Below are 26287 nucleotides of genomic sequence, written 5' to 3' on the forward strand. Positions count from 1 at the left end.
CAAGATTAAAAATAAATTCTAAAAGTGGAGGCAGCATATGGGAAAAAAGAAGATAGTTATCGCACTGGGACATGACGCATTAGGTACCACTGTACTTGAGCAGTGGAATGCTACAAAGCGCACAGCAGTTGCAGTAGCAGAGTTTATTAAGCAGGATTATCAGGTTGTCGTTACTCACAGCAACGGACCACAGGTTAGCATGATTCACACAGCAATGTCTGAGTTCTACCAGAATCATCCTGATTACACATCTACACCAATGTCAGTTTGTTCAGCAATGAGCCAGGGATATATCGGTTACGATTTGCAGCAGGCTATCCGTTCTGAGCTTGTTAGCTGCGGAATTTACAAGCCAGTTTCAACTATTCTTACACAGGTAACAGTTGATCCATATGATGAAGCCTTCTATAAGCCAACAAAGGTTATTGGCAGAGTTATGACTGAGGCCCAGGCCGAGGCAGAAGAAGCAAAAGGCAATCACACTGTTAAGGTTGAGGGTGGATACAGACGAATTGTTGCTGCTCCAAAGCCAATGGAGATTGTTGAAATTGATGCTATCAAAGCTTTGTGCGAGGCAGACCAGGTTGTTATTGCAGCAGGTGGCGGCGGTATTCCAGTTCTCACACAGGACAACAGCCTAAAGGGTGCATCTGCAGTTGTTGAGAAGGATACAGCAGCAGGTCTTCTTGCTTCTGAGCTTGAAGCAGATATGCTGGTTATTCTTACTAGTGTTACAAAGGTATGCAAAAACTTTGGCAAGCCAAATGAAGAGCCTCTTGACTATATCTCAATTGCTGAGGCTAAAAAGATGCTTGAAGATGGAGAGTTTGGCGAGACAGATATGGCACCTAAGATTCAGGCAGCTATTGATTACATTGGCGATTCAGCCATTAGAAAGGTATTGATTACAAAGCTATCAGATGCTGGCAACGCTGTAGGCGGCCAGACTGGTACAATGATTGGAAAATAATAAATGACCATAAAAGATTTAGAGATTGGACAAACAGCGAGAATTGATGAAGTAGGGGGCGAAGGGGCACTTAGACAACATTTCTTGGACATGGGAGTTATACCAGGTGTAGAGGTCACTCTTGTGAGACTGGCGCCTATGGGTGATCCTATGGAACTTCGCGTACACGGCTATGAGCTTACTCTTAGGTTAGCAGATGCTGCCCAGATAAAAGCTACTCCAGTGGAAAATAGGGTTCAGGAGGAAATTACTCAGTCCAAGAAAGATAAACACGATATAAACCATCCTGGCTTAGGTGAGGAAGGAAAGTATCATCTCAAGGGTGACGGCACCCCACTTCCAAAGGGCGAGATGCTTACATTTGCTCTTGTTGGTAACCAGAATTGTGGTAAGACTACACTCTTTAATCAACTCACTGGAGCCAATCAGCATGTTGGTAATTTCCCTGGTGTTACAGTAGACAGAAAAGATGGTGTAATCAGGGGTAAAGAATTTACATGCATCACAGATCTTCCTGGAATATATTCAATGTCGCCATATTCTAGTGAAGAACTTGTCAGCAGAGATTTTGTTTTAAAAGAAAAGCCAAAAGCTATTATCAATATTGTCGATGCCACAAATATCGAACGTAATCTTTACCTTACAATGCAGCTATTGGAACTTAGTATTCCTATGGTTGTTGCTCTTAATATGATGGATGAGTTAAGAGGCAACGGTGGTTCGGTAGATATTAACCGAATGGAAAAAATGCTGGGAGTTCCAGTTGTTCCTATTTCTGCATCTAAAAACGAAGGTATTGATGAGTTAGTTGCTCATGCACTTCATATAGCTCAGTATCAGGAAAAGCCAGAGATAGACGATTTCTGTGATGAAAACGATAACGGCGGTGCAGTGCATAGATGTATCCACGGTGTTATTCATCTTATGGAGGATCATGCTAAAAGAGCAGATATCCCTGTTCGCTTTGCAGCCAGCAAAGCCATCGAAAACGATGCGCAGATAATAAAGCGTCTTGATTTAGATGAAAATGAAATAGAGACATTAGAGCACATCACAAAGCAGATGGAAAAGGAAAGAGGTCTCGATAGAAGTGCTGCCATGGCAGACATGAGATTTGCTTTCATTGAAAAAGTTTGCAATGAATGTGTAATCAAACCTAGAGAAAGTAAAGAGCACATTCGCAGTCAGAAAATTGATAAATGGCTTACAGGTAAATACACAGCTATTCCTATTTTTGTTTGCGTAATGGCAATGGTATTTTTCCTTACATTCAATGTTATAGGAGCATGGCTTCAGGGCTTGTTAGAAATAGGAATTGAAGCGTTAACAAATATTACAGATGCTGCACTGACTGCTGCTAATGTTAATGTAACTGTTCACGAGCTTGTTATTGGCGGCATTTTTGAAGGTGTAGGAGGTGTGCTTAGCTTCCTGCCTATCATCATAACAATGTTTTTCTTCCTATCCATATTGGAGGATAGTGGTTACATTGCCAGAGTAGCTTTCTTCATGGATAAGCTACTTCGTAAAATCGGATTATCTGGAAGAAGTATCGTTCCACTTTTGATTGGATTTGGATGTACTGTTCCTGCAGTTATGTCAACTAGGACACTGCCTAGCGACAGAGATAGAAAGATGACAATCTTGCTTACACCATTTATGAGTTGTACAGCTAAGCTTCCAATCTACACATTCTTTGTTGCAGCATTTTTCCCTAACCATGGATGGCTTGTGATTACAGTTTTGTATTTCCTTGGTATATTCTTGGGAGTGCTAGCTGCATTGTTCTTTAAAAAGGTTAGATTTAAAGGAGAGGCTGTTCCATTTGTTATGGAGCTGCCAAACTATAGATTGCCTAGTGCCAGAAACGTAATTCAGTTGCTTTGGGAAAAGGCAAAGGATTTCTTACAGAGAGCATTCACTGTGATTTTCCTTGCGACTGTAATTGTCTGGGTTCTTCAAAGCTTTGATACACATCTCAATTTAGTATCAGATCAAAAGGATAGTATTCTCGCGCTTATAGCTGGAGGATTAGCTCCTCTCTTTTCACCTATCGGATTGGGAGATTGGAGAATTTGTACATCCCTTATTTCAGGATTTATGGCAAAGGAAAGTGTTGTATCTGTATTGGAAGTACTATTTGGAAGTACTGGTGTTGCAGCTTCGATGTCCACTCTGACAGCATTTTGTTTGTTGGTATTTTCACTTCTTTACACACCATGCGTTGCAGCTATTGCATCTATAAAAAGAGAGATGGGAAGCAAGTGGGCAGTATGTGTTGTTATTTGGCAGTGTGCTATCGCCTGGGTTTGCACATTTATAGTACATACAATAGGACTTCTCATGGGTCTAGTTTAATACTGAATATCTTTAGCAGAGTTTCACATACGTGGAGCTCTGTTTTTTGTTTACACTAATTCAAGTGAGAAATACCTTTCTAAAATTAAATATAGAAAACTTAAGTTAGATGCTTGAAACTACATCCAAATTGTGCTATGTTATACATGCGTTAGAGAAGGCTAACGCTAATTCATGTTAGCTAACATCGGTTGGGTACAATTAATTATAGGCCGGAATAGCTAATTGAGGGATAAATAAAAGTAAGGAAGTAATATATGATGCCATTAGTAGTTGCGCCAACAGGCGAAGAACAGATGATTAAACGAATTGGCGGTTCAGAAGAAGTGAAGCGTCACTTGCAAGAGCTTGGTTTTGTACCAGGGGGATTTGTAACAGTAGTAAACGAGATAGGTGGAAACCTAATCGTTAATGTTAAGGAGTCAAGAGTAGCTGTTGATAAACAACTGGCTCAAAAGATATTTATATAGTAAAAAGGAGAGAAAAATGAAGACATTAAGAGATGTAAGTGTCGGTGAAACAGTTACAGTAGCAAAGCTTACTGGCGAAGGCGCTGTAAAAAGAAGAATCATGGACATGGGTATTACAAAGGGTGTTGAGATTTACGTTCGTAAGATTGCACCATTGGGAGATCCAGTTGAAATTACAGTTAGAGGATATGAGCTTTCTGTACGTAAGGCTGATGCAGAAATGATTCTTTTAAAGGAGGACTAAAAAAGTGGGAATTCGTATTGCGCTTGCAGGTAATCCAAACTGCGGTAAAACAACATTGTTCAATGCACTTACAGGTTCTAACCAGTTCGTTGGTAACTGGCCAGGTGTTACTGTAGAGTACAAAGAGGGTAAATTCAAAGGTGATAAGGAAGTTACAATCGTCGACCTTCCTGGTATCTATTCACTCTCTCCATATACATTAGAGGAGGTTGTATCTCGTAACTATCTTATTGATGAAAAGCCAGATGCTATTATCAATGTTATTGATGGTACAAACCTTGAAAGAAACCTTTATCTTACAACTCAGATTGTTGAGCTTGGTATCCCAGTAGTTATCGGTATCAACATGATGGATGTTGTAGAAAAGAATGGTGATAAGATAAATGCTTCAAAGCTTTCAGAAGAAATCGGTGTTCCTGTTTATGAGCTTTCTGCTTTAAAGAACAGAGGTCTTAAGGAAATCGTTGATGCAGCAGTTAAGGCTGGAAAGGAAGCTAAGCCACAGTCACCAAAGCACAGATTTGATGGTTCAGTAGAGCATGCACTTGCTCACATCGAGGAGCTTTGCTTACATAACATTTCTGATGAAAATGTTCAGAGATGGTATTCAATCAAGTTATTCGAGCGTGATCAGAAGATTCAGGAAAAGCTTGGTCTTTCATCTGATGTTATCTCTCACATCGAAAACGACATTGCTTCATGCGAAAAAGAAATGGATGATGATTCAGAGTCAATCATCACTGGCGAGAGATACAACTACATCGGAACAATCATCAATGGTTGTGTAAAGAAGGCTTCAAAGGGAATGACAACATCTGATAAGATTGATCAGATTGTTACAAACAGATTCCTTGCACTTCCAATCTTTGCAGTAGTTATGTTCCTTGTATACTTTGTATCAGTTACAACAGTTGGTACATGGGCTACTGATTGGGCAAATGATGGTGTATTCGGTGATGGATGGCATTTATTTGCTATCGGTTCTGCTGATTACGCAGATGCAGCTGATGAGTTCACAGCAAATCAGCTTATCGTTGATGGCTATGATTTATATGTAGAAGAAAATGGCACAGAGCCTACAGGCGATTTCGAATATCCTGTAGAGGATGAAGAAACAGCTGCTGTTGAGTATGAGACAGCTACACTTGCTGATTATGAAGCAGCTGCAGCTTATGTAGAAGCTAATGAGGAGCCAGACCCAGCAAACTACGGCGTATGGATTCCTGGTATTCCTGTTTACATTGAGGCAGCTCTTGATGCTATTAACTGCAACGATGTAGTTAAGGGACTTATCCTTGATGGTATCGTAGCAGGTGTTGGTGCAGTTCTTGGTTTCGTTCCACAGATGCTTGTACTTTTCATCTTCCTTGCATTCCTTGAGTCTTGCGGATACATGGCTCGTGTTGCTTTCATCATGGACCGTATCTTCAGAAAGTTTGGTCTTTCAGGTAAGTCATTTATTCCAATGCTTATCGGTACAGGTTGTGGTGTTCCTGGTATCATGGCATCACGTACTATCGAAAATGATAGAGACCGTAAGATGACAATCATGACAACAACATTTATTCCATGTGGAGCTAAGCTTCCATTCATCGCAATGGTAGCAGGCGCTATCTTTGGTGGAGCAGCTTGGGTTGCACCTTCTGCTTACTTCCTTGGAATTTTTGCAATCATCGTATCTGGTATCATGCTTAAGAAGACAAAGCTCTTCGCAGGCGACCCAGCACCATTCGTTATGGAGCTTCCTGCATACCACTGGCCAACAGTTTCAAACGTGCTTCGTAGCATGTGGGAGCGTGGATGGTCATTTATCAAGAAAGCTGGTACAATTATCTTACTTTCAACAATCGTAGTTTGGTTCTGCACATTCTTCGGTGTTGTTGATGGTGCATTTACAATGCTTGAAGAGGATCAGATTGATCATTCAATTCTTGCTACACTTGGTAGATGTCTTGCATGGATTTTCATTCCACTTGGATTTGGTGATTGGGAAGCTACAGTTGCTTCAATCACTGGTCTTGTTGCAAAGGAAAACATCGTTGGTACACTTGCTATTATCTACGGTGCTTCTGGTGATGTTTACGAGACAATGCGTGCTGCATTTACAGATGCATCAGGTTTCGCATTCCTTGCATTCAACCTTCTTTGCGCTCCTTGCTTCGCAGCTATGGGTGCAATCAAGCGTGAGATGAACAACACAAAGTGGTTCTGGACAGCAATCGGATATCAGTGTGGTTTCGCATGGGGAATCGGACTTATCGTATATCAGGTAGGTAAGGTATTCACAGGCGAAGGATTTACATTCGGTACAATCTTTGGTATCGCAGCTATCTGCTGCCTTGTATACGGATTGTTCCGTAAGGATAAGTACAACAAATAAGAGGTAATAATTATGGGTACATTCATAGTAGTAGTTATATTAATTGCAATTGTTGCAGCAATAGTTCGTTCATTGGTCAAAGCCCGCAAGCGTGGCGAACATCCAGCGTGTGGTGGAGACTGTGGTAGCTGCGGCGGAAGCTGTGGATGTCACTAACGTATATACGAATCCCTCGGTCAGTATTGACTGGGGGATTTTTTAATTGATTAAAAAAATTAAGACATGTTGCGCGCAATGGGGCTTTTTGGTATTATTTGAAGTATGAGCGAGGAAATCAAATTTTCCGTAATAATGCCTACATACGGAGTGGGCGATTATATTGGTGATGCACTTGGCTGTCTTCAAATGCAGACCTATGACAACTTCGAAGTTATCATAGTGGATGATTGTTCTCCTGATTCTTCAGGAGACATTGCAAGGGGATATATGGAGCGCGACGACCGCTTCTATTATGTTAAGCACGACACAAACCAAGGGGTATCTGCTGCTAGAAATACAGGCATAGAGCATGCCACTGGGGACTACATTTTATTCCTGGATCCAGACGATTTATACGAAAGAAATCTTCTTAGAGTATGTGCAGCAGCGTTGGAAAGAAACCCTGTGGATTTGCTTGTGTTCAGCTTCACTGAGGACTACAGAAATGCAGCCGGCAAAATCGAATTCATGAAGGGGATTACCCTGGATATGATGGATTACGATGATGATATGGTTACCACAAGTGATGCTGCAACAATCCATAAAATGGCAATGCAGATGGAAGCCATTACAATGCTTGGTTATCCTTGGAACAAATGCTACAAGACAAGCATCATTAAGGAGAATAATCTTCAATATCAAAAGATTAAGCATGTAGAAGATATTCTTTTTAACTGTGACTTTTTAGATTACACAACATCGCTTACTGTGTTAAACGATGTTTTATATCACTATAGAAATCAGGGGCAGGTTCGTCTTACAGGTGGAGAAATCGAGGACTACTTTAAGCTCCAAAAGATTCGTATCGAGAGAATTTACGACCAGCAACAGAAATGGAAGACCTGCGATTTCGAAGCGCTGGGTACTCTTTCAAAGGAATACTTCAGAAGCTTCCAATCAGCAATGGTTCGTCAGTTGGAATCAGGCGTGAAGACCGACGATATTTTGAAGTGGTGTAATGCAGAAGCAGAGACAGAACTGTATCAGAATCTTCGCAGATATATGCCGGAGGATTCAAAGACATTAAAGCTTTTGTATAAGCCTCTTACAGAGGGAATGTTTGGAACAGCTCTTAGAAGAGCCAGACTTATGAAATACACAAAGAGCCATTTCCCTGGAGTGTTTAATAGAGCTAAGCAGCTTAGATAGGCTGATTTGCTTTTAACAATTGGCTAAGGTATAATATAGCTAAGTTTCGAAGAGGAGGTTAAGGATGACAGATCAAGGGTTTTTAATTTTCTTTTTTGTATTAATATTATTAGTTGTTATAGTGGCAGTTATAGCAGTAGTTTCTGCAGTGTCAGGAGCCGCAGCTGCAATCGTCGATGAAGAGGACGAGGAAGAGTCTTAAGCCACGTTTAATCAGGTTATGCTAGGGCACCTTTATGGTGCCCTATACTTTTAATTAGGAGATAGATTTGGATATAAAAATTATTATTGCAATGCACAAACCTTTTCAGATACCGGCAGGTGAGGACTATGTTCCACTGCAGGTAGGTGCGGCAGGCAAAGATAGTATAGGTAATATTTTAAGGGACGATGAGGGAGATAATATCTCTGCTAAGAATCCTTATTATTGTGAATTGACTGGGCTTTATTATGCATGGAAGAATTTGGATGCAGAGGCCATAGGCTTGGTTCATTACAGAAGATACTTTTCGCTTAAGTCAAAGAAATATAGAAAGCATCATGGCTATTTTGATTCGGTGTTATCCCATGATGAGGCAAAGGCTCTTCTTACAAGAGCAGATGTGATAGTACCTAAGAAGCGTCGTTACTATATTGAAAGCTTATACAGTCACTATGCTCATACCTTGGATGGCGCTCATTTGGATATTGCAAAAGAAATTGTAGGTCAGTGCTATCCAGAATACATGAACTCATTGGTAAAGGTTTATGCAAGGTCATGGGGCTACATGTTCAATATGGCCATCATGCCAAAGAAGGAATTGGATGAGTATTGTACTTGGCTTTTTGATATATTGGGCCGCATGGAAGAAAAGATAGATACTACATCTTTGGATGCTTTTTCAGCACGACTTTATGGAAGAGTTAGTGAAATTCTTTTTAATGTTTGGATTGATAAAAAGCAGGAGGAAGGTTTATCCATTGTGGAATGCCCTGTAATCGATATGGAACCAATCAATTGGCCTAAGAAGATTATGGGATTTTTGCAGGCTAAGTTTTTCGGCAAGAAATATAAAGCAAGCATGTAAATTAGAGGCGAGAATAATGAAAATATCAGTGATTACCCCTTTCTATGAAGGGGAAAAATATATGGAAAAATATGTGGCTTGCATGGAAGCAAATCGTAAGTCATTGGAGGCTGCAGGTCACAGTTTGGAGGTTGTACTTGTAAATGACAGCCCATGGAAAAAGCTAGAGGCAGTGTCAATAAACAACCAATATTTTTCCGTTATAACTAATCCGGAAAATAAGGGAATACACTATAGTAGGGTATCAGGCTTAAAGTCATCGACTGGGGATTATATTATGTTCCTTGATCAAGATGATTTGCTTGAAGCAGATGCTCTTGTGAAAATGGCAGACGCATTGTCTTCAAAATCTTGCGATATGATTATCGCAAATGCGAAGTTGGAACAGGCAGATGGTTCATATTTATCATGGTATAGAACTGATGCACATTGGAATAGAGTGTGGGATTTGCAAACATATCTCAAGGTAGGAATTCAAATCATCTCACCAGGACAGTGTTTGATAAAGAAAAGCGCGATTCCAGAATTTTGGAATGAGCATTTAGTCAGAGTAAATGGAGCTGATGATTATTATTTGTGGCTTCTTATGCTTGCAGCAGGAAAGCGAGCAGCTTATTTAAAAGAAGCTTTATACATTCATAAATACACTGGAGCAAACATTTCAGCTGATACGTCAGCCACTGATGCTTCGGTATACGATTTTATAGAATTACTTTACGATTGTGATTATTTTAAAGAGGAAGACATAATCACTCTTCACGAAATGATTACTTATAAAGCTCAGTTTAGAAAGAGTAGCCTGGTTGGCAAAATCGGATGCTCGTTAGCAAATCTTGGTATATTTATTTTTAATCTTAAATTTAAGAGAGAGACTAAAACCAAGTATGGTTTTAACAGATAATCTAGGAGATATGGAATGAAGGATGTAGCAATTCTACTTGCCACATATAATGGGGCAAAGTATTTGCGAGCTCAGCTGGACAGTCTTTTCGGACAGACAAATCAGGACTTTCGAATAGTTGCACATGACGATGGCTCTTCAGACGAGACTATCAATATTTTAAATGAATACATGGATAAGTATCCAGATAGACTGGAAATAATTTACGGTCATCCGACAGGAAGTCCTAAAGCAAATTTCATGTATCTATTGTCTGAAGTAGAAGCGGACTACTATTTCTTTTGCGATCAGGATGATGTTTGGTATCCCGATAAGGTTGAGAAGAGCATAGAGAAGCTACTTGAAACAGAGATAGACTCAGGAGAAATGGAGAGGAAACCGGCTATCGTATTTACGGATATGACAGTTGTGGATGAGAATCTTAATGTAATAGATAATTCGTTTATACGATACTTAGGTAGAAGCCCAAAGAACACAGCCTACACTCAGGTAATTATCGATAATCCGGCGGCAGGGACAACTATGTGCTTTAATAGAGCTTTGAGGGATATAGCTGTGTCATGTGATAGTGTTCAGTGGGAAAATGTGCCAATGCATGATGCGTGGCTTCTTGAAATAGCATCCATATTTGGAACTGTTTATGCAATTGATGAGCCTATGGTTTATTACCGTCAAACTGGGCACAACACTATGGGGGCAGTTACTGAATCAACATCTGAAAAGGTGGCTCGTAATGCAGGTGACATAGCAAATGGATTTCTTTGCAAGAAAAAGGCTTTCATAAATGAAGCACGAATTTTTGCCAGGGAGATTCTTAGACTAAAGGATATACCTGAGGACAAATTAAAAGTGCTGAATGGTTTTGTCCATATAGGCTCAAAGCCAAAGCTTTATAGAATCAGTTATTATCGCAGACATAATTTTACCCGAGCTAAGCATAATCTTTGGATGAGACTTTGGGTATAGAATAGAGGAAATGTAATGGCAGAGAAATCAGCAGTATTTTTTGATATAGATGGTACACTTTGGAACTACGATAAATTCATTCCAGATAGCTGTAGAGAAGGAATAAAGCAGCTCAGGGAAAACGGGCATTTGGCTTTTATCTGTAGTGGGCGAGCAAGATCTTTTATTCAGGATCCAGATTTGCTTAGTCTGGGATTTGATGGAATTGTTTGTTCATGTGGATGCCATATTGAAATAGGTGGAAAAACAGTTTACGAAAAACTAATTGATGTGGATAAAGCTATCGAAACAGTTGAACTGATTCGTGGATACGGATTCAGACCTATTCTAGAAGGACCAAATCAGTTATATATGGAAGACCGTGAGTTTGGCTTGGATGATGGATTTGGCAATATTTTGCGCAGGGACATGGGAAGTAATTTGCTTGGAATCGACAGCAATTATGGAAAGTGGACAATCAACAAAATGTCATGTGCAACAGACGTTGATGAAGACATGCGAATTGAGTGCTACGATAGACTTCGTAAGGACTATCAGATTATCGAGCATAGTGACACTGTTTGCGAGTTGGTGCCAATAGGTCATACCAAAGCGACAGGCATGATGAAAGCATGTGAGCTTGCAGGCATTGATCCAAAGAATACATATGCATTCGGTGATAGCGAGAATGATTTAGATATGCTTGCAGCAGCTGCTGTAGGCATTGCAATGGGGAATGGTACTGAACGTGCGAAGGTAACAGCAGATTATGTGACAACTGCCTTTGACGATGATGGTATATACAATGGATTAAAACACTTTGGGTTAATCTAAATTTTTATAATGTGGGGAGGGGTTTGAATGGATTTTGTAAATAGCGAAACTATTCTGAAGATGGATCGCAAAGCAGCAAATGATAATTATAATGAGATTGACAATAGTTTCAAAGCTTACAAAGATGAAAAAAAGCTTCATGAAGGGGATGATTATCAAGCGCATATGTTTGATCGGTCTTATTTTGGTGGAAATGAGGAATCACAAAGGCTTATTGACTACTATAAGACCAAAATAGATATGACTGACGATGATATAAAAGGCATTAAAGACAATATGCATGCTGCTCCTGCTTTCGATGTAATCACTCAAGAGCAGTACAATAGCAAAAATCGCCTTTCAAAATATAAATATAGAAGAAAAGTAAAAAAATATTTTAAAAAGAGAAGAGATAACCGAAAAGAAGTCTACGATAAAGGTAAAAAATTCAAGGACCTTAAAGACGAAGAAATAAAAGCATCAAGACTTGATAGAAAACTATTCGTACTAGACGAAAAGGTTAGAATTCAAGAAAAGATAAACGGTTATTACAATGCTGGGGTTTATCAAGATGTACAGGAAGATGCGGATTCCATTGAGGCAGCATATCAAAGAGAAAAAAGCAACGAGTTCCGAAGAGCGGAATTAGACGTGGCAGCTTATGAGGCTAAGGTTCAAGGGATAAATAAGTCGGAAGGAATGAAAGCACTTGGTTTTTATACGGATTATACTGAACATTGTGTTAAAATGAACAATTATCTTAGATTCGGAGCAATATCTGGATTTGAAAACTATGCTAAAAAGGGACGTGATTTAATCAGGTCAAACAAAATCGGAAGGGATTTGGTCGTTCGCCGTGGTGTAAAAGGGGTAAAATCACTGGGTTATATGCTCAATTTACCTAACGTAGATAAAATGTCATATGAGGATATAAAAAATGCATTTGAACAAAAGATTCATTCCGAAGAAGAAATCATTATGAGCGACAAGGGGTTTATAAGTACATCCTTACCGTTCGTGCTCCCTTCGTATACGGCAGAAGGAGAAAATAGTATTAATAATCCTTCTAATAATTCTCCAGTAGGTATAGAATTTATAATTCTCGCAAAGAAAGGAACCCAAGCTATTAATCTAACTACCACATCTGAACATTTTGGAGAATGCGAATTATTATTAAAGCCGGGTACGAAATTCAAGATGGTGAAAGCTATTACTGATGGATCCGCGAATCTTGAAAATGGAAGTGAGGGTAGCTGGAAAATCTATCTGACAACAATACCATCCAGTGAAGATGGTGAATTAAAGGAGGCTTCATAATGAATTTTGATATAAAAACAATTTCATCAAAACAAGCAGAGTCTCTTGGGGAGTATATTTTTCCGCCAGTTTTAGGCTCACAGGGATTTTCAGACTATGGGTTTTATATTGCTATTCAGGATAAGGAATTACTAGGAATGGCAGTTATTGATCCAAAGCCTGATATGATAGAAGTACTTAGCCTGGCAGTTAATCCAAAGTACGAAGGCCAGGGGGTAGCTACTGATTTGTTACGAGGAGCATTGGAAAAAACAATGACTCTCTATGACTCGGACATGGCAATGGATACTATTTTCTATGCAACTTTTTCATCTGAGTTTAAATGCAGTGCTGCTCTAGCTAAAATACTTGAAAAGCTTGGTTTTGAGCAGTTTGATACAGGCGCATTTCAGATTGTTACAGTAAAGCAGTTGAAGGAAAGTGAAAACTTAAATATTCCATCTGTCAAAGAAAAGGTAAATAAAAGAATTGCTTCCAACAGAATAGTGCCATTAAAAGAAATGTCAAAAAAGAGCGTCAGTGATTTCTTATATGACCTTTCCGAGAAAAAGGAGATTGTAGATAGATTGAATCCAGATAATCTGGATGAAGATATTAGCTTATTTACTGTCATTGATGGAAAAATAACTGCATGTATTCTTTTTGAAGAGATGCAGGAGGATATTATACAGAACGTTTTGGTATATCAAGTTCCTCGTAATGATATTAAAAAAGTGGAGTTGATGTATTTGTTGTCAGCTGCAGCCTCTGCTATAGCTGAGAAGTATCCTGCAGATGTGGAAGTATCATTCCTGGCAGCAAACGAAGCGTCTGACAAGCTTTTGGATAATCTTTTTGATTCTACAAAAGATTCAGGCAAACAATTGATATATGCTATGGATTTTGAAGCAGCAATGGTTATGCAGGGAGAGGAAAGATTCCATTCGGATCTTCATTTCCAAGGAATCACCTTAGAAAATATGGTATGCAAATCCTGCAAGCATTGTCAGGATTCAATTCTTGAATGTGCGAAGTTCTACCAGAAACCAGATCGAGTGCTGGATGGTGAGGAGTGCAGTTATTTCGAAGCTAAATAGAATTAAGACCCTATCGTATATACGGTAGGGCCTTTTTGTTTATTCTTCGTCGAGGGGCTCGCTTTCATTGGCAGAGGTGACCTCCACCTCTACTTCAGTAACCACCTCTTGTTTCTCAGTTTTTTTGATGGATTTAATAGTTACATTATTATCTACATCAATAGATGCTGAAATATTGTAGCCACTTGTAAAATCATCATCAAAGGATACCTTTGATAGAATCATTTTGATATCATCGTTTTCAATGTTTTGTATAAACTCGTCGGCAGATTGATTTTCTACAAGCTCGTAGGTGGATTCCAGGGATAATTCAGTTGTATCGAGACGAGCAAATGGGTCATCATATACTTCCTTTGTGTAGGAAACGATTATGGTGCAGTGATTTTCTGAATGTGTTTCGACTATTGTTTCGGTTTCAATAGTTTCGTCCTCGGCTTTGTCAGCAACTTCTTCGGCCTCGTCCTCAGTTTCTTCAGCTTCTTCCTTAACTTCTTCTTCGGCGTTTTCTGTGACTTCTTCAGCAGATTCATCCTTGGCTTCAGACTTAGTCTTAGATTCATCTTCAGATTCCACAGAGGATTCGGTTTCATTATTTACAGTATCCTCTACAGAGTCATAACTATTTTCTTCATCCGTAATTTCAGTAATTTCTGCAGATGTAGTGTTTTCTTCTGCTGCTAAGCTTTCCGTTGGAAAACTAAACCATAGAATAGCAATAGATACTATGGCTGTTAGTAATTTTTTCTTCATGTTTTACTCCTAATATTTAATCATTTAATAGTGGAACTTAATGTAGTTTACGCGGTAGTCTCCAGGGACCTGGCCAACATATACATCTTTGCTGTTGTAAGTAGGTTTTTCGGCTTCCATATTTATGATGACGTATAATCCTTCCAATTGATTGTCATCGTAATAGGATAAATCAATAAACTTTGTCTGTGTATCGATGGCATTTGAACTAAAGATGCCAGAGTCTATAATTTCACCGTACCTATTTAGAATGGTATAGCTTGTTTTTGTAGCGTTTGCACTGATGGTGACGCCTTTTGGTCCCTTTGTAATTTTACTTGCTGGAAGTGAGCATGAGCCTTTTCCAACTCCTGAGGCTGAACCACTTAAATCAGCGCCAGTAAAAGTGATTTCACCAGAACCTTTTAGTACAGTGTCAGTTTTTGGAGCAGCAGAAGTGTGAGCAAAGTCTGCAGTGTATTCAATTCTATCGGTATATGATGTGTTAGTAATAGAATCATCAATAATATTGTGAGCAGTACCACAGTTTACGCATCGCATTATGCAAGTGCAGCTTGTGTGGTCCGCATTCCAGTTGTAATCTGAAACAGCAAAAGAATGGCCGTATCTAATACATCTTTTTACATCAGCGTAGGTACCGTTTACGTCAAAAGAATTGTGTCTTCCATTATTGCTTGTGCCATAGCACTCGCCACTACCTACATGCTCTGAATAGCTAGTACGCTGGTTTCCGTGACCGTGATAGATTTTTACACCACAATCGACAACTATGGTAGATGACCAGGTGTCCCTGCTTGAAAGGACGATAGAACTATTTTCAGTCCACCCTGATTCGGAGATGACACGGCCCGTTTTGGAATCATAAATCCTCCAACGGTATGTGGAACCCTGTCCACCTCCGGCACCACCAGGATAACCGCTTGAAAGATTAATCCTACCTACACCCACTGGTTTGTTAAATACGGTGCTTGCTTCATCACAGTGACCGCTGCACCAAAATGATGGATCGACATGACCACCGGGACGAACACCGGCTTTGCTGTTACAAGCGGAAACGTTGATATTACCATCGTGATAAATATTGTGAGTCTGACCGGCTCTTGCTACTGCATTATTGATGCTCCATCCTCCAGAAGCATTAGGATGCTTAAGATAGTAACGCATAAGCCAATCCTGCATCTGCTCGTAGGTGGTTCCGTTGCCGGAAACCAGAGTGCGCAGTCGTGCCCAATATCCACCGCCGAAGCAAATATTGTAGGCCAGCCAATCATAGTCGTTATCACCCAGGTCGGTAGCAGATTTGTAATCGCAGTCAGCATCGGAAACCATGAAAATCAGATACATATCATTGTTGTTTTGAGCTACATCTTCAGCACCTGTCCATAGTTGATTTGATACTTTGTAACCTTCAGCTCCATTTACGATAATGTCACCAACATGCACATCGTTATTGCCAATAGCATAGTTAAAGAATTCCTGAGCTTTTGCTGAAACAAAGCCTTCATAGGATGCTGCAATAAGATTGTACAATTCTACAGAATTATTTCTTGCTGCAATAGCGGCTGCTCCATGGTCTACATAGTCATTTACCATCCACTGCATATATGTGCGCACCCAGTCCTTTTGAGGGGTATTTAGCTTTGAATACTGATTACCGTATATACGAAGTACATCTATATCATGTGTAGATGCAGTGGTGCATGTGGCAGACCATTTTGCATTTTGCTTATCATCTGAAGTGGAATTGATGCCCATTAAAAATACATTAGTAGGAGAGTTGAATCCGCCACCAAGATATTTCCCTTCTGCTGTCAGGTCTACAACAGATTTTGCAAAAACAGGATGGTCTTTGATAGTTTTTGTGTATTGCGTAAACACTGCTGGATTTTCGTTTATCCAATTAACGACAAATTCAGGGTTATTAATAACAGTTTGATAAAGGAAAGTGTCAAATTCAGGATTGTAAGTGACCTGCTTATTCTGGGAACTTTCGGTTGTCCCGGTTGAGCTTACGTAGTTGCTGTAGTATCGATTGGACCAGCTTGTAAACTGCGGATGATACCAAGGCATGCCTGGGGTCCAGTTTAGTTCCTCTTTAAAAAGCTTTAACCAGACGTACTGAGTGACATCACTTTTGCTATACGAATATTTGGATAAGTAGTTAACGTAGTCAGATCTGAAAGGAATAAATTGTTTTGTTTCTTCTGCGCGTGCAGTTATAGAAGTGCCAAAGAGCGCACTAAATACAATCACCAACGACAGTAGCGTGTTGATGATATTTCTTACCATTTTTTTCATTAACTCCTCCTGATATTAAAAAGGCTTAAACTCATTGCCGACGTAGTAACCATGGGAGTTAGTCATTGGATCGTAACCAAATTCAAAGTAGGTTTCATTATCGGAAATGCGATCGTTTATCCTGTCTATTTGTTCCTGTAAATCATTATCTTTGGTATCCATGTTTTCTTGAAGCATGGCATCCCCTTCTTCCTGAGAAAGTTTCAACTCATCATGCATGGACTCCATTTCTTCGTGAATAGATTTTTCCAAGTTGTTTATGATTTTTTCTAAATCAGTAAGTTCCCACGCACTAGAATCAGATGGGGAAGCAGTGTTGTTGTCCTTTAAAGAAACATAAAGGTGCTCATTATAAATGACATAGGCGCCTTTGTTATAAGTGCTTCCTGGAGCATAATCTGCTGCGCCAAGTGAATTCTGATAGGTTCTGCGAAGTCCATCAATCATTGATGTGAGATTTTCGGACTGCTCATTTAATTGACCATCGGTGTATGCTTTTAGCTTTTCGATTTCGCTGATTAATTCCTTGCTGTCTTTCTCATCGGTGGTTTTGTTTTCATCCAGCTCACCTTGTAGTAATTGAATAAGCTGATCAACGTAAGTCTTGTTCTCTGCATATTTGTTTTCAATGATACTAGTCAGGTCTTCTATGGCATCCTTGTTGCTTTGTATATCAGAATAGATATCATTTTCCGTAAGATATTGATTGATGATTTCTCCCAATGCCTGGTTTTGCTCTGTTGTAAAACCGTTTGAAGACTCGATGTATTCTGCAAGGAATTTTAAAATCTTTCTTTTGGCTGCTTCCTGGTTTAGGTCGCCATCTGTATAATCATCAATTGCATCAAGATAAGAATTAGTGATGTACTCTTGAATCTCATCCACTGTTAATTCTGACGCTGAAACAGTCTTCATAGAGCGAAGATTTTTTATACCTAAAATCATGAAATGCCCAAGTGTAATCAAAAGCACAAGTGCCAGTGTCGAAATGAAAATAGCAATCTTGTTTAAGGTGCCATCTGGATATCTATAAGTGTCAATAATGTCCTGTAAAAGGGTATAGTTGTCCCTTGTATCGTTTAATTTCTTTTTCATATAACTCGTATCTCCTTATTTCAGAAATTGTTTGATTTTATTGTTGATAGACTGATAGTCCAGGGGACAATCTGAAGTTTCAAAAGTAGCAATCAGATTTTCTCCTAGATAGATTTGATTTTTTGCGTCATCAATTGTAATTAAGTTTTCATATCTGAATGGAATTTGCTGCTCAGATAGAGCAATCGCAATCATAGACTCTGATTTAGATCGAACCATTAGCCCGCCAACTGTGGGATGAACCAAGCTTTCTGGATAATTGGTATTCTTGGGATAGTCTGCATTAGCCCAAACAGTTGCCTCTGAATCTAGTTTCCCGAAATAGTCAGAGAGTAGTTCGACATAAGCTTTACATATTTCTTTAAAGCAAGCTTCTTTGCCAAATCAACATTGCTCTTCTTTAGATAGTGTTGTTCATGATTATATGTAACAAACCATTTTGTTGAGTTAGAACAGTGCCCTATTGATAAATCTCCTTCTGGCAGAGTCTTTAATAACTTATTCAATTGATTAAGCTTTGTTTGTATTCTGTTTTTTTCTTCTTGGATTCAATCAACTCCTTTCATTTGAGATTTTTGCACTATTTAAAAATGATTGAGAAAAATTTGGCGAAACGCCAAGATGTATCAAAAGATACTTGGAGACTATATCATGGGAAATGAATAATTACAAGAAGAATTTTTTTTATTTTTGCTTTAGGATTTATAACGAAGTGCTGTGAGGCGTTATTTTTACAGGGGTTGTGGGTGAAAAAATTTTTATAATTATTCAAGGTAGAGACTGCAAATTCAATACTTCCCCAGAATAAATTCATATGAAACATCCTTTCAGATTAACTTCCCTCATCTTGACAGAATAGGGAAATTTTTCTATTATTAGATAAGTTTAAATGCGTTGATGGAGAGGAGTACACAGACCTCGTCCTGTAGAGAGGGCCGCTCACTGGCTGAAAGGTGGCCTAGGATAGAATTGTGGAAGGTAGCTTCGGAGCAGGTGGTGAACAAAGCGCGGCCGGAAAAGTCGTGGATAAGCCAACCCGAGTCGTTCCCGTAAGGAATAAGATGAGTTATAAATGCAGGTGGTAACGCGAATTTTCGCCCTGTGTACGTAGTAATACGTGCATAGGGCTTTTTTAATGCCTAGAAAGGAAAAGAAAATGAAAGAATTAGCAAAAACTTATGATCCTAAGGGTCTGGAAGACAGACTCTATAAGAAGTGGGAGGAGAATGGCTATTTCCATGCTGAGGTTGATCGCAGCAAGAAGCCATTCACTATTGTGATGCCACCACCAAATATTACAGGACAGCTTCACATGGGACATGCATTAGATAACACAATGCAGGATATTCTTATCAGATACAAGAGAATGCAGGGATACTCAGCTCTTTGGCAGCCAGGTACTGACCATGCAGCTATCGCTACAGAGGTAAAGGTTATCGAGCACCTTAAGAAGCAGGGAATCGAAAAGGATGACCTTGGTCGCGAGGGATTCCTTGAAAAGTGCTGGGATTGGAAAGATGAGTATGGAACACGTATCATCAACCAGCTTAAGAAGATGGGTTCTTCTGCTGATTGGGAGCGTGAAAGATTCACTATGGATGAAGGCTGCTCAAAGGCTGTAGAAGAAGTTTTTGTTAAGCTTTACAACGAAGGCTACATCTACAAGGGCAACCGTATTATTAACTGGTGTCCGGTTTGCCAGACTTCTATTTCAGATGCAGAAGTAGAGCATGAGGAGCAGGCAGGACATTTCTGGCACATGAAGTACGAAATCGTTGGCGAGCCAGGCCGCTACGTAACATTCGCTACTACACGTCCAGAGACAATGCTTGGTGATACAGCTGTAGCTGTTAATCCTAAGGATGAAAGATATCAGGATATCATTGGCAAGACAGTAATGCTTCCATTTGTAAATCGTGAGATTCCTGTTGTTGCAGATGAATATGTAGATATGGAATTTGGTACAGGTGTTGTTAAGATTACTCCAGCACATGACCCTAACGATTTCGAGGTAGGAAAGAGACACAACCTTCCTGTTATCAACGTTCTCAATGATGATGCTACTATCAATTCAAACGGTGGCGAGTTTGAGGGAATGGATAGATACGAAGCTCGTGAAATCATCGTTAAGAAGATGGATGAGATGGGTCTCCTTGTAAAAATCGAAGATCATACACACAATGTTGGTACACATGATAGATGTAACACAACAGTAGAACCAATGGTTAAGCCACAGTGGTTCGTTGCAATGGAAGAGCTTGCAAAGCCAGCTATCGAGGCTATCAAGACTGGCGAGCTTCAGTTCGTTCCAAAGAATTATGACAAGACATATTTACACTGGCTTGAGAACATTCGTGATTGGTGTATTTCACGTCAGTTATGGTGGGGCCACAGAATCCCTGCTTACTACTGCGAGAAGTGTGGTGAGACAGTTGTTGCTAAAGCTTCAGAGGCTCCAACAGTTTGCCCTAAGTGCGGCCACACTCATATGAAGCAGGATGAGGATACACTTGATACATGGTTCTCATCAGCTCTTTGGCCATTCTCAACACTTGGTTGGCCAAACAACACAGAGGAGCTTGATTACTTCTATCCAACAGACGTACTTGTTACTGGATACGATATCATCTTCTTCTGGGTAATCAGAATGGTATTCTCAGGATACGCTCACACAGGTAAGAGCCCATTCCACACAGTACTTATCCACGGCCTTGTTAGAGATTCACAGGGACGTAAGATGTCTAAGTCACTTGGAAATGGTATCGATCCACTTGAAATTATTGATAAGTATGGCGCTGATGCACTTCGTCTTACTCTTATCACAGGTAATGCACCTGGAAACGATATGAGATTCTACAACGAGCGTGTTGAAAACAGCCGTAACTTCGCAAACAAGGTATGGAACGCTTCACGTTTCATCATGATGAATCTTGCTGACAATCAGGTTACTGAGCCAGCAACAGCAGACCTTGCAACAGAAGATAAGTGGATTATCTCTAAGGTAAACACACTTGCAAAAGATGTTACAGAAAACATGGATAAGTATGAGCTTGGTATTGCAGTTCAGAAAGTTTATGACTTCATTTGGGATGAGTTCTGCGATTGGTATATCGAAATCGTTAAGCCACGTATGTACTCAGAGGAATATACAGCAAGCAAGAACGCAGCACTTTGGACAGCTAAGTATGCACTTACAAATGCACTTAAGCTTCTTCATCCATTCATGCCATTCATTACAGAAGAAATCTTCTGCACTCTTCAGAGCGAGGAAGAAACAATCATGCTTTCAGCTTGGCCTGAGTATGATGAGACAAAGAACTTCCCAGTTGATGAGGCAAAGGTTGAGCGTGCAAAGGATGTTGTTCGTGGTATGAGACAGCTTCGTACAGATATGGATGTTCCACCTTCAAAGAAGGCAGCTATCCACATCGTTTCAGATAATGCTGAGGTACGTGCTACATTTGATGAAATCACACCAATCTTCAAGACACTTGCAGGTGCAACAGAAGTATATGTTCAGGCAGATAAGCTTGGTATTGGCGATGATGCTGTTTCAGCAGTTATTCCTGATGCAACACTCTTTGTTCCACTTGAGGATCTTGTAGATTTTGAAAAGGAAAAAGAGCGTCTTACAAAGGAAAAAGAGAAGCTCGAGAAAGAGCTTGCTCGTTCACGCGGAATGCTTTCAAATGAAAAGTTTATGAGCAAGGCTCCAGAGGCAAAGGTTGCCGAAGAGCGCGAAAAGCTCGCAAAATATGAGGCAATGATGGCTCAGGTTGAGGCCCGCCTCGCAAGCATGAAGTAATAAAATTATTAAAGTTAGCCTGTAACTATCAAGCTCTGAGTGTTACTCAAGGAGCCAATCTCGCGACGGAGTAATACTCGGGCTTGAGAGTGTAACAGGCGAGGAGGAAACTATGGATATTAAGAACATTTTAAGCAAATGCGACCACACACTTCTTGGTGTGGATGCAACATGGAACGACATTAAGGGGATTGTTGATGATGGAATGAAGTATGAGACTGCTTCAGTTTGCATCCCAGCTAGCTTTGTAAAGCAGGCTGCTGATTATGTAAAGGAGCAGGGCGGACATCTTCCAATCTGCACAGTAATTGGATTCCCTAATGGTTATGCAACAACAGCTTCTAAGTGCTTTATGGCAAGTGATGCTGTAGATAACGGTGCTTCAGAAGTAGATATGGTTATCAATGTAGGTTGGGTTAAGGAAGGCCGTTATGATGATGTTCTTGCTGAGATTAACGCAATTAAGGCTGCTTGCAAGGGTAAGCTTCTTAAGGTAATCATTGAGTGCTGCTTACTTACAGACGAAGAGAAGATTAAGATGTGCGAAGTTGTTTCTAAGTCAGATGCAGATTACATCAAGACTTCAACAGGCTTCTCTACAGGCGGAGCTACATTTGATGATATCAAGCTTATGGCAGATCACATGACAAACGGCAAGCTTATCAAGGCTGCAGGTGGAATTGCTTCACTTGAGGATGCTCAGAAGTTTATCGACCTTGGAGCATCTAGACTTGGTACAAGTAGAGTTGTAAAAGCTGTTAAAGGACTTCCAAACGACGGTAAATACTAATCAGCTGTGAAATTTTCATGAAAATTCTAGTAAAATTAGAATATTTCATGACAAAATTAGAAATAATAACTATAATTATCTTAATATAGTACTATACGTGTACTATGGTTATTATGTACTAAAAATACTACTAGCATAATGTTTTGGGGGACTTATGGCTCAGCCGGTTAGCGCGTTTGCACCAAAAGTACAAGTATCATCAGACGGTTTGGAAGCTACTATGACTTTCAAGATTCCTGATGGAAAAAATGAAGTACCTAAGTTTACTGCAGCACAGTTACTTGGGTTCTTGAGTAATGCCAATGTTTCCTTTGGTATCGACCAAGAGATGTTGGCAAGGCTTGCCGATAGTCCTATTTACGGAAGGCCTATCAAGGTTGCAGCGGGCACACCACAGCAGCAAGGTACCCCGGGATATTACGAGTATCTTTTTGATACAAACTTCAATAGAAAACCAACAATTCGTCCAGATGGCACTGCCGACTATATGAGTATTAAAACAATAGAGACAGTGCAGGAGGGCGATGTTATTGCTACATATCACCCAGCGGTTCAAGGCAGTAGAGGTATGTCTGTTCGTGGACAAATTCTCGAGCCTAAGCCTGTGAGAGATTTGCCACCATTGATTGGTAGAGGCTTTGACAGATCAAGTGACAATCTTACATACACAGCAAAGATTGATGGGAAAATAGAGGTAAACCAGGGGAAGATTCTGGTTTCTCCTGTTCATGAAGTGCAAGGTGATGTTGGCATAGAAACAGGTAACATCAAGTTTAACGGTGATGTTATTGTGCATGGCGGCGTACATGATGGTGCCGTCATTGATGCAGCAGGAAATGTCATAATACATGGGCTTATAGAGGATTGTGACATTCGCGCAGGCAAGGATTTATTCTTGCTATCAGGCGTAAAGGGAAATGAAAAAACAATTATTGATTGCAAGGGCTCTATCACAGCTCAGTTCGTAGAGTATGCAATCATCACATGTTCGGGCAATATTACAGCAGATTATTTCTTTAAGAGTAAAATCTCCTGTGATGGCCACATAGAATTAAATGGAAACAATGCTTCTATTATAGGAGGATATGTTTCTGCAGTTCAGGGTGTAGAGGTCAATGATATTGGCAACTCATTTGGAACTATTACAAATGTATCAGTAGGCGTAGATGTTGAGCGTGCTGCTGAATACGAGATGTTAGCGAAGAAAATAATGGCACTTAATGCCAATGTTCAGAAGATAAAAAAAGGTATCGAGGATTTCGACAAGTTAGGCGAAGAACGCGGTATAAATGTAAAAGAAGATCCAAGACGTATGCAGCTTCTGCGTGTACGTATTCGTGATGAGGCAATCGTTTTGGAAGAAACCAAAAAGCTTAATTACATGAAAGAAGTTATTATGTCTGGCAAGGACGCTACTATCAAGGTGTATAGACGTCTATATGCAGGAAGCAATCTTTCTGTAGATGATCATCATGCAAGTATCAACGAAACTCATGAAGCAATCGAGATAGAAAAAAGCGAAGAAGGCATAAGACTGGTTAAAATAAGAGGCTAGACAGAGGTAAATCATGATAGATTTCGAAGAAGAATTAAAAAAATATGAACCTGCCATAGAAGTAGAGCAGGCCGAGGCAGATATTAAGGCTAGAGACTTAACAGATTTAACAGATTTGTTGATGAACTTATCTACTCAGCAGAATAACGGGAAATAATTGAAGCTTATATTTTACGGAGAATAATAAATGCAATGTTTTATGTGTGGTACCGAAGTTGGTAACGACAAAGTTTGTTACAACTGCGGTGCCGATATTTTGTTATACAAACAAATCATATACACATCCTATGTGTTCTATAATCAGGGCTTGGAAAAGGCCAAAGTCAAGGACTTATCTGGTGCAATTGATTCACTGAAATCATCACTTCAATACTACAAGTATAATACTAGAGCACGTAACCTTCTTGGACTCTGCTATTATCAGACAGGAGAGATGGTTAGAGCTCTAAACGAATGGGTCCTTTCAAAAAATCTGCAGGAAGAGGATAATCCTGATGCGGACAGATATCTTGCAGAAATCGAGAGTGATCCAGGATTATTAACAAAAACTAATTCCACAATCAAAAAATACAATCAGGCTATCGAATATTGCAAGGCCGGTAGTAGAGATTTGGCTATGATTCAGCTGAAAAAGGTTGTAAGCCAGAATCCAAATTTTGTAAAGGCTTTGCAGTTGCTTTCTCTTCTTTATATTCAGGAAAAGAAGTATGCTGACGCAAGGAAATTCCTGAGTCAGGCAGCTAAAATCGATAGCAATAATACTACGACAATACGATATATCCACGAGGTGAAGGAACGTCTCAAGGAGCAGAATACCGGCAGAAGAAGAAAGAAAAACGATGTAGTTACTTTCGCAGATGGTAACGACACAGTTATCATGTCTGAGAATTCATTTAGAAGCATGCTGGACAACTCACGAGCAAGCTTCATGAATATTTTGCTTGGATTGGTTATCGGTTTGTTGATTTGTTTCTTCCTTGTTGTGCCAACAGTTAGAGACAATATGACTGACGATAATACAGACACTGTTCTTGCTTTAAATGAAGAATTATCAGATGCAAAAACAGAGAATGAATCTCTTCAATCAGAAATCGAAAGCTTACAGTCAAGCTTAAGCGCTTATGACGACAAGCAGGATATTGCTACATCTTACGATAATCTATTCGCAGCTCAGAATTATTATAACGAGGGTGATAGCGTTACTGCAGCTGATTATATTCAGCTTGTTACAAGGGATGTGCTTGGAGAACAGGGGCAGACTGCATATGACAATTTATATGCTAGCTTGTCACCTACAATTATCCAGGGGTATTACGATGATGGCAACAACTTCTATACAGAAGAAAACTATGAAAGTGCAATCACAAATTTCAAGACAGTTGTTGAAATAGACGAGACATACAATAGCGGAGCAGCTCTATTTTTACTTGGAGATTGCTACAGACTTACAGGAGAAACTGAACTAGCACTTGAATGCTTTAATCGTGTTGTTGAGCTCTACCCAAGTAATAAATGGGGCAAGCAGGCAAAGGTTTACATTGCCGCTGATGACACAGAATTAAGTGCTACAGAAGTAGGTGAATAATATGACAGATTTTGAATTAGTAAAGTTAGCTCTAGAAGCTAGAGAAATGGCGTACACACCATATTCTCATCATAAAGTTGGCGCTGCTCTTTTATGCAAAGATGGCACAGTTTTCAAGGGATGCAATGTTGAAAACGCAGGATACACTCCTACAAATTGTGCTGAGAGAACTGCAGTGTTCAAAGCAGTAAGCGAGGGCTACAAAGAATACGAAGCCATTGCAGTAGTTGGTGGAATGGATAATCTAAAGGATCTTCCACTTTGTGCACCTTGTGGTGTATGCCGTCAGGTACTTAATGAATTTGGTGATCCTGATACCTTTAGAATTATTCTTGCAGAAGTTAAAAATGCAGATGATTTGTCTAACATTACACAGGATGATGTCAAAATGACAAACAAAACCTTAAAAGAGATACTTCCACTAGGTTTTGGACCAAAAAACTTGTATATAGAATAGTCACAAAAAGTCCTATATTTGTTGCAAAAATAGCAAAATAAATTATAATTTAACTATGTGTTTC

The 26287-nt window shown here is 39.6% G+C and carries 24 protein-coding genes; 20 read left to right on the forward strand and 4 right to left on the reverse strand.

The features are described from left to right. The first annotated feature begins 37 nt into the window (after positions 1 to 37). From arcC to BMY66_RS03945, 14 genes are all read left to right on the forward strand, one after another. Entirely contained in the window at positions 38 to 970 is a 933-nt protein-coding gene (arcC, locus tag BMY66_RS03885; RefSeq protein ID WP_090394198.1) for a carbamate kinase, read from the forward strand. 3 nt (positions 971 to 973) lie between these two features. Continuing rightward, positions 974 to 3328, forward strand: a complete 2355-nt coding sequence (feoB, locus tag BMY66_RS03890; RefSeq protein ID WP_090394199.1) for a ferrous iron transport protein B — start codon at positions 974 to 976, stop codon at positions 3326 to 3328. A 260-nt stretch (positions 3329 to 3588) separates the two neighbouring features. Continuing rightward, positions 3589 to 3798 carry a FeoA family protein gene (locus BMY66_RS03895; RefSeq protein WP_334291136.1) on the forward strand — a complete coding sequence of 70 codons (210 nt, stop codon included), beginning with the start codon at positions 3589 to 3591 and terminating at the stop codon, positions 3796 to 3798. Positions 3799 to 3814: 16 nt separating this feature from the next. After that, positions 3815 to 4042 carry a FeoA family protein gene (locus tag BMY66_RS03900; protein ID WP_033153260.1) on the forward strand — a complete coding sequence of 76 codons (228 nt, stop codon included), beginning with the start codon at positions 3815 to 3817 and terminating at the stop codon, positions 4040 to 4042. A 4-nt stretch (positions 4043 to 4046) separates the two neighbouring features. After that, positions 4047 to 6422, forward strand: a complete 2376-nt coding sequence (gene feoB, locus BMY66_RS03905) for a ferrous iron transporter B (RefSeq protein WP_090394200.1) — start codon at positions 4047 to 4049, stop codon at positions 6420 to 6422. Positions 6423 to 6434: 12 nt separating this feature from the next. Further along, positions 6435 to 6578, forward strand: coding sequence for a FeoB-associated Cys-rich membrane protein (locus tag BMY66_RS03910; RefSeq protein WP_044936922.1), 144 nt, complete (start codon positions 6435 to 6437; stop codon positions 6576 to 6578). A 105-nt stretch (positions 6579 to 6683) separates the two neighbouring features. Continuing rightward, positions 6684 to 7769: a glycosyltransferase family 2 protein gene (locus tag BMY66_RS03915; protein ID WP_090394201.1), complete on the forward strand. Its 1086-nt coding sequence runs from the start codon at positions 6684 to 6686 to the stop codon at positions 7767 to 7769. 64 nt (positions 7770 to 7833) lie between these two features. Next, complete coding sequence (locus tag BMY66_RS13700) at positions 7834 to 7971, forward strand: hypothetical protein (protein ID WP_177175576.1); 138 nt, start codon at positions 7834 to 7836, stop codon at positions 7969 to 7971. A gap of 67 nt (positions 7972 to 8038) precedes the next feature. Beyond that, positions 8039 to 8836, forward strand: coding sequence for a DUF4422 domain-containing protein (locus BMY66_RS03920; RefSeq protein ID WP_242942675.1), 798 nt, complete (start codon positions 8039 to 8041; stop codon positions 8834 to 8836). A gap of 16 nt (positions 8837 to 8852) precedes the next feature. After that, positions 8853 to 9737 (forward strand): glycosyltransferase family 2 protein, encoded by an 885-nt coding sequence (locus BMY66_RS03925; protein WP_090394202.1) that lies wholly within the window; start codon positions 8853 to 8855, stop codon positions 9735 to 9737. 15 nt (positions 9738 to 9752) lie between these two features. Then, a complete protein-coding gene (locus BMY66_RS03930; protein WP_090394203.1) occupies positions 9753 to 10703 on the forward strand; it encodes a glycosyltransferase family 2 protein in 951 nt (316 codons plus the stop codon). A gap of 15 nt (positions 10704 to 10718) precedes the next feature. Then, a complete protein-coding gene (locus tag BMY66_RS03935) occupies positions 10719 to 11516 on the forward strand; it encodes an HAD hydrolase family protein (RefSeq protein WP_090394204.1) in 798 nt (265 codons plus the stop codon). A gap of 27 nt (positions 11517 to 11543) precedes the next feature. Then, complete coding sequence (locus BMY66_RS03940; RefSeq protein ID WP_090394205.1) at positions 11544 to 12812, forward strand: ADP-ribosyltransferase; 1269 nt, start codon at positions 11544 to 11546, stop codon at positions 12810 to 12812. Continuing rightward, complete coding sequence (locus tag BMY66_RS03945; RefSeq protein ID WP_090394206.1) at positions 12812 to 13888, forward strand: GNAT family N-acetyltransferase; 1077 nt, start codon at positions 12812 to 12814, stop codon at positions 13886 to 13888. Before BMY66_RS03940 ends, BMY66_RS03945 begins: the two co-directional genes overlap by 1 nt. Before the next feature lie 39 nt (positions 13889 to 13927). Here BMY66_RS03945 and BMY66_RS03950 read toward each other — a convergent pair whose 3' ends face one another. From BMY66_RS03950 to BMY66_RS13620, 4 genes are all read right to left on the reverse strand, one after another. Further along, positions 13928 to 14638, reverse strand: a complete 711-nt coding sequence (locus BMY66_RS03950; protein WP_090394207.1) for a hypothetical protein — start codon at positions 14636 to 14638, stop codon at positions 13928 to 13930. A gap of 24 nt (positions 14639 to 14662) precedes the next feature. Continuing rightward, entirely contained in the window at positions 14663 to 16936 is a 2274-nt protein-coding gene (locus tag BMY66_RS03955; protein WP_090394208.1) for a hypothetical protein, read from the reverse strand. Between the two features lie 15 nt (positions 16937 to 16951). Continuing rightward, on the reverse strand, positions 16952 to 18031 hold the full coding sequence (locus tag BMY66_RS03960; protein WP_090394209.1) for an RND transporter family protein: 1080 nt from the start codon (positions 18029 to 18031) through the stop codon (positions 16952 to 16954). A gap of 308 nt (positions 18032 to 18339) precedes the next feature. Beyond that, positions 18340 to 18537, reverse strand: a complete 198-nt coding sequence (locus tag BMY66_RS13620) for a hypothetical protein (RefSeq protein WP_143064498.1) — start codon at positions 18535 to 18537, stop codon at positions 18340 to 18342. A 650-nt stretch (positions 18538 to 19187) separates the two neighbouring features. Here BMY66_RS13620 and BMY66_RS03970 point away from each other — a divergent pair. From BMY66_RS03970 to BMY66_RS03990, 6 genes are all read left to right on the forward strand, one after another. Then, positions 19188 to 21836, forward strand: a complete 2649-nt coding sequence (locus tag BMY66_RS03970) for a valine--tRNA ligase (protein ID WP_090394211.1) — start codon at positions 19188 to 19190, stop codon at positions 21834 to 21836. A 112-nt stretch (positions 21837 to 21948) separates the two neighbouring features. After that, positions 21949 to 22626, forward strand: coding sequence for a deoxyribose-phosphate aldolase (gene deoC / locus BMY66_RS03975; protein ID WP_090394212.1), 678 nt, complete (start codon positions 21949 to 21951; stop codon positions 22624 to 22626). Positions 22627 to 22780: 154 nt separating this feature from the next. Further along, positions 22781 to 24181, forward strand: a complete 1401-nt coding sequence (locus tag BMY66_RS03980; RefSeq protein WP_049960348.1) for a FapA family protein — start codon at positions 22781 to 22783, stop codon at positions 24179 to 24181. A gap of 13 nt (positions 24182 to 24194) precedes the next feature. Further along, a complete protein-coding gene (locus tag BMY66_RS13705; protein ID WP_167541212.1) occupies positions 24195 to 24338 on the forward strand; it encodes a hypothetical protein in 144 nt (47 codons plus the stop codon). Positions 24339 to 24368: 30 nt separating this feature from the next. Then, complete coding sequence (locus BMY66_RS03985; protein ID WP_044936947.1) at positions 24369 to 25766, forward strand: tetratricopeptide repeat protein; 1398 nt, start codon at positions 24369 to 24371, stop codon at positions 25764 to 25766. A 1-nt stretch (position 25767) separates the two neighbouring features. Beyond that, the gene (locus BMY66_RS03990; protein ID WP_090394213.1) at positions 25768 to 26223 is read left to right on the forward strand and encodes a cytidine deaminase; all 456 of its coding nucleotides are present in this window, start codon (positions 25768 to 25770) and stop codon (positions 26221 to 26223) included. Positions 26224 to 26287: the final 64 nt, after the last annotated feature.

Source organism: Pseudobutyrivibrio sp. C4 (assembly GCF_900111635.1).
Lineage (GTDB): Bacteria > Bacillota > Clostridia > Lachnospirales > Lachnospiraceae > Pseudobutyrivibrio > Pseudobutyrivibrio ruminis.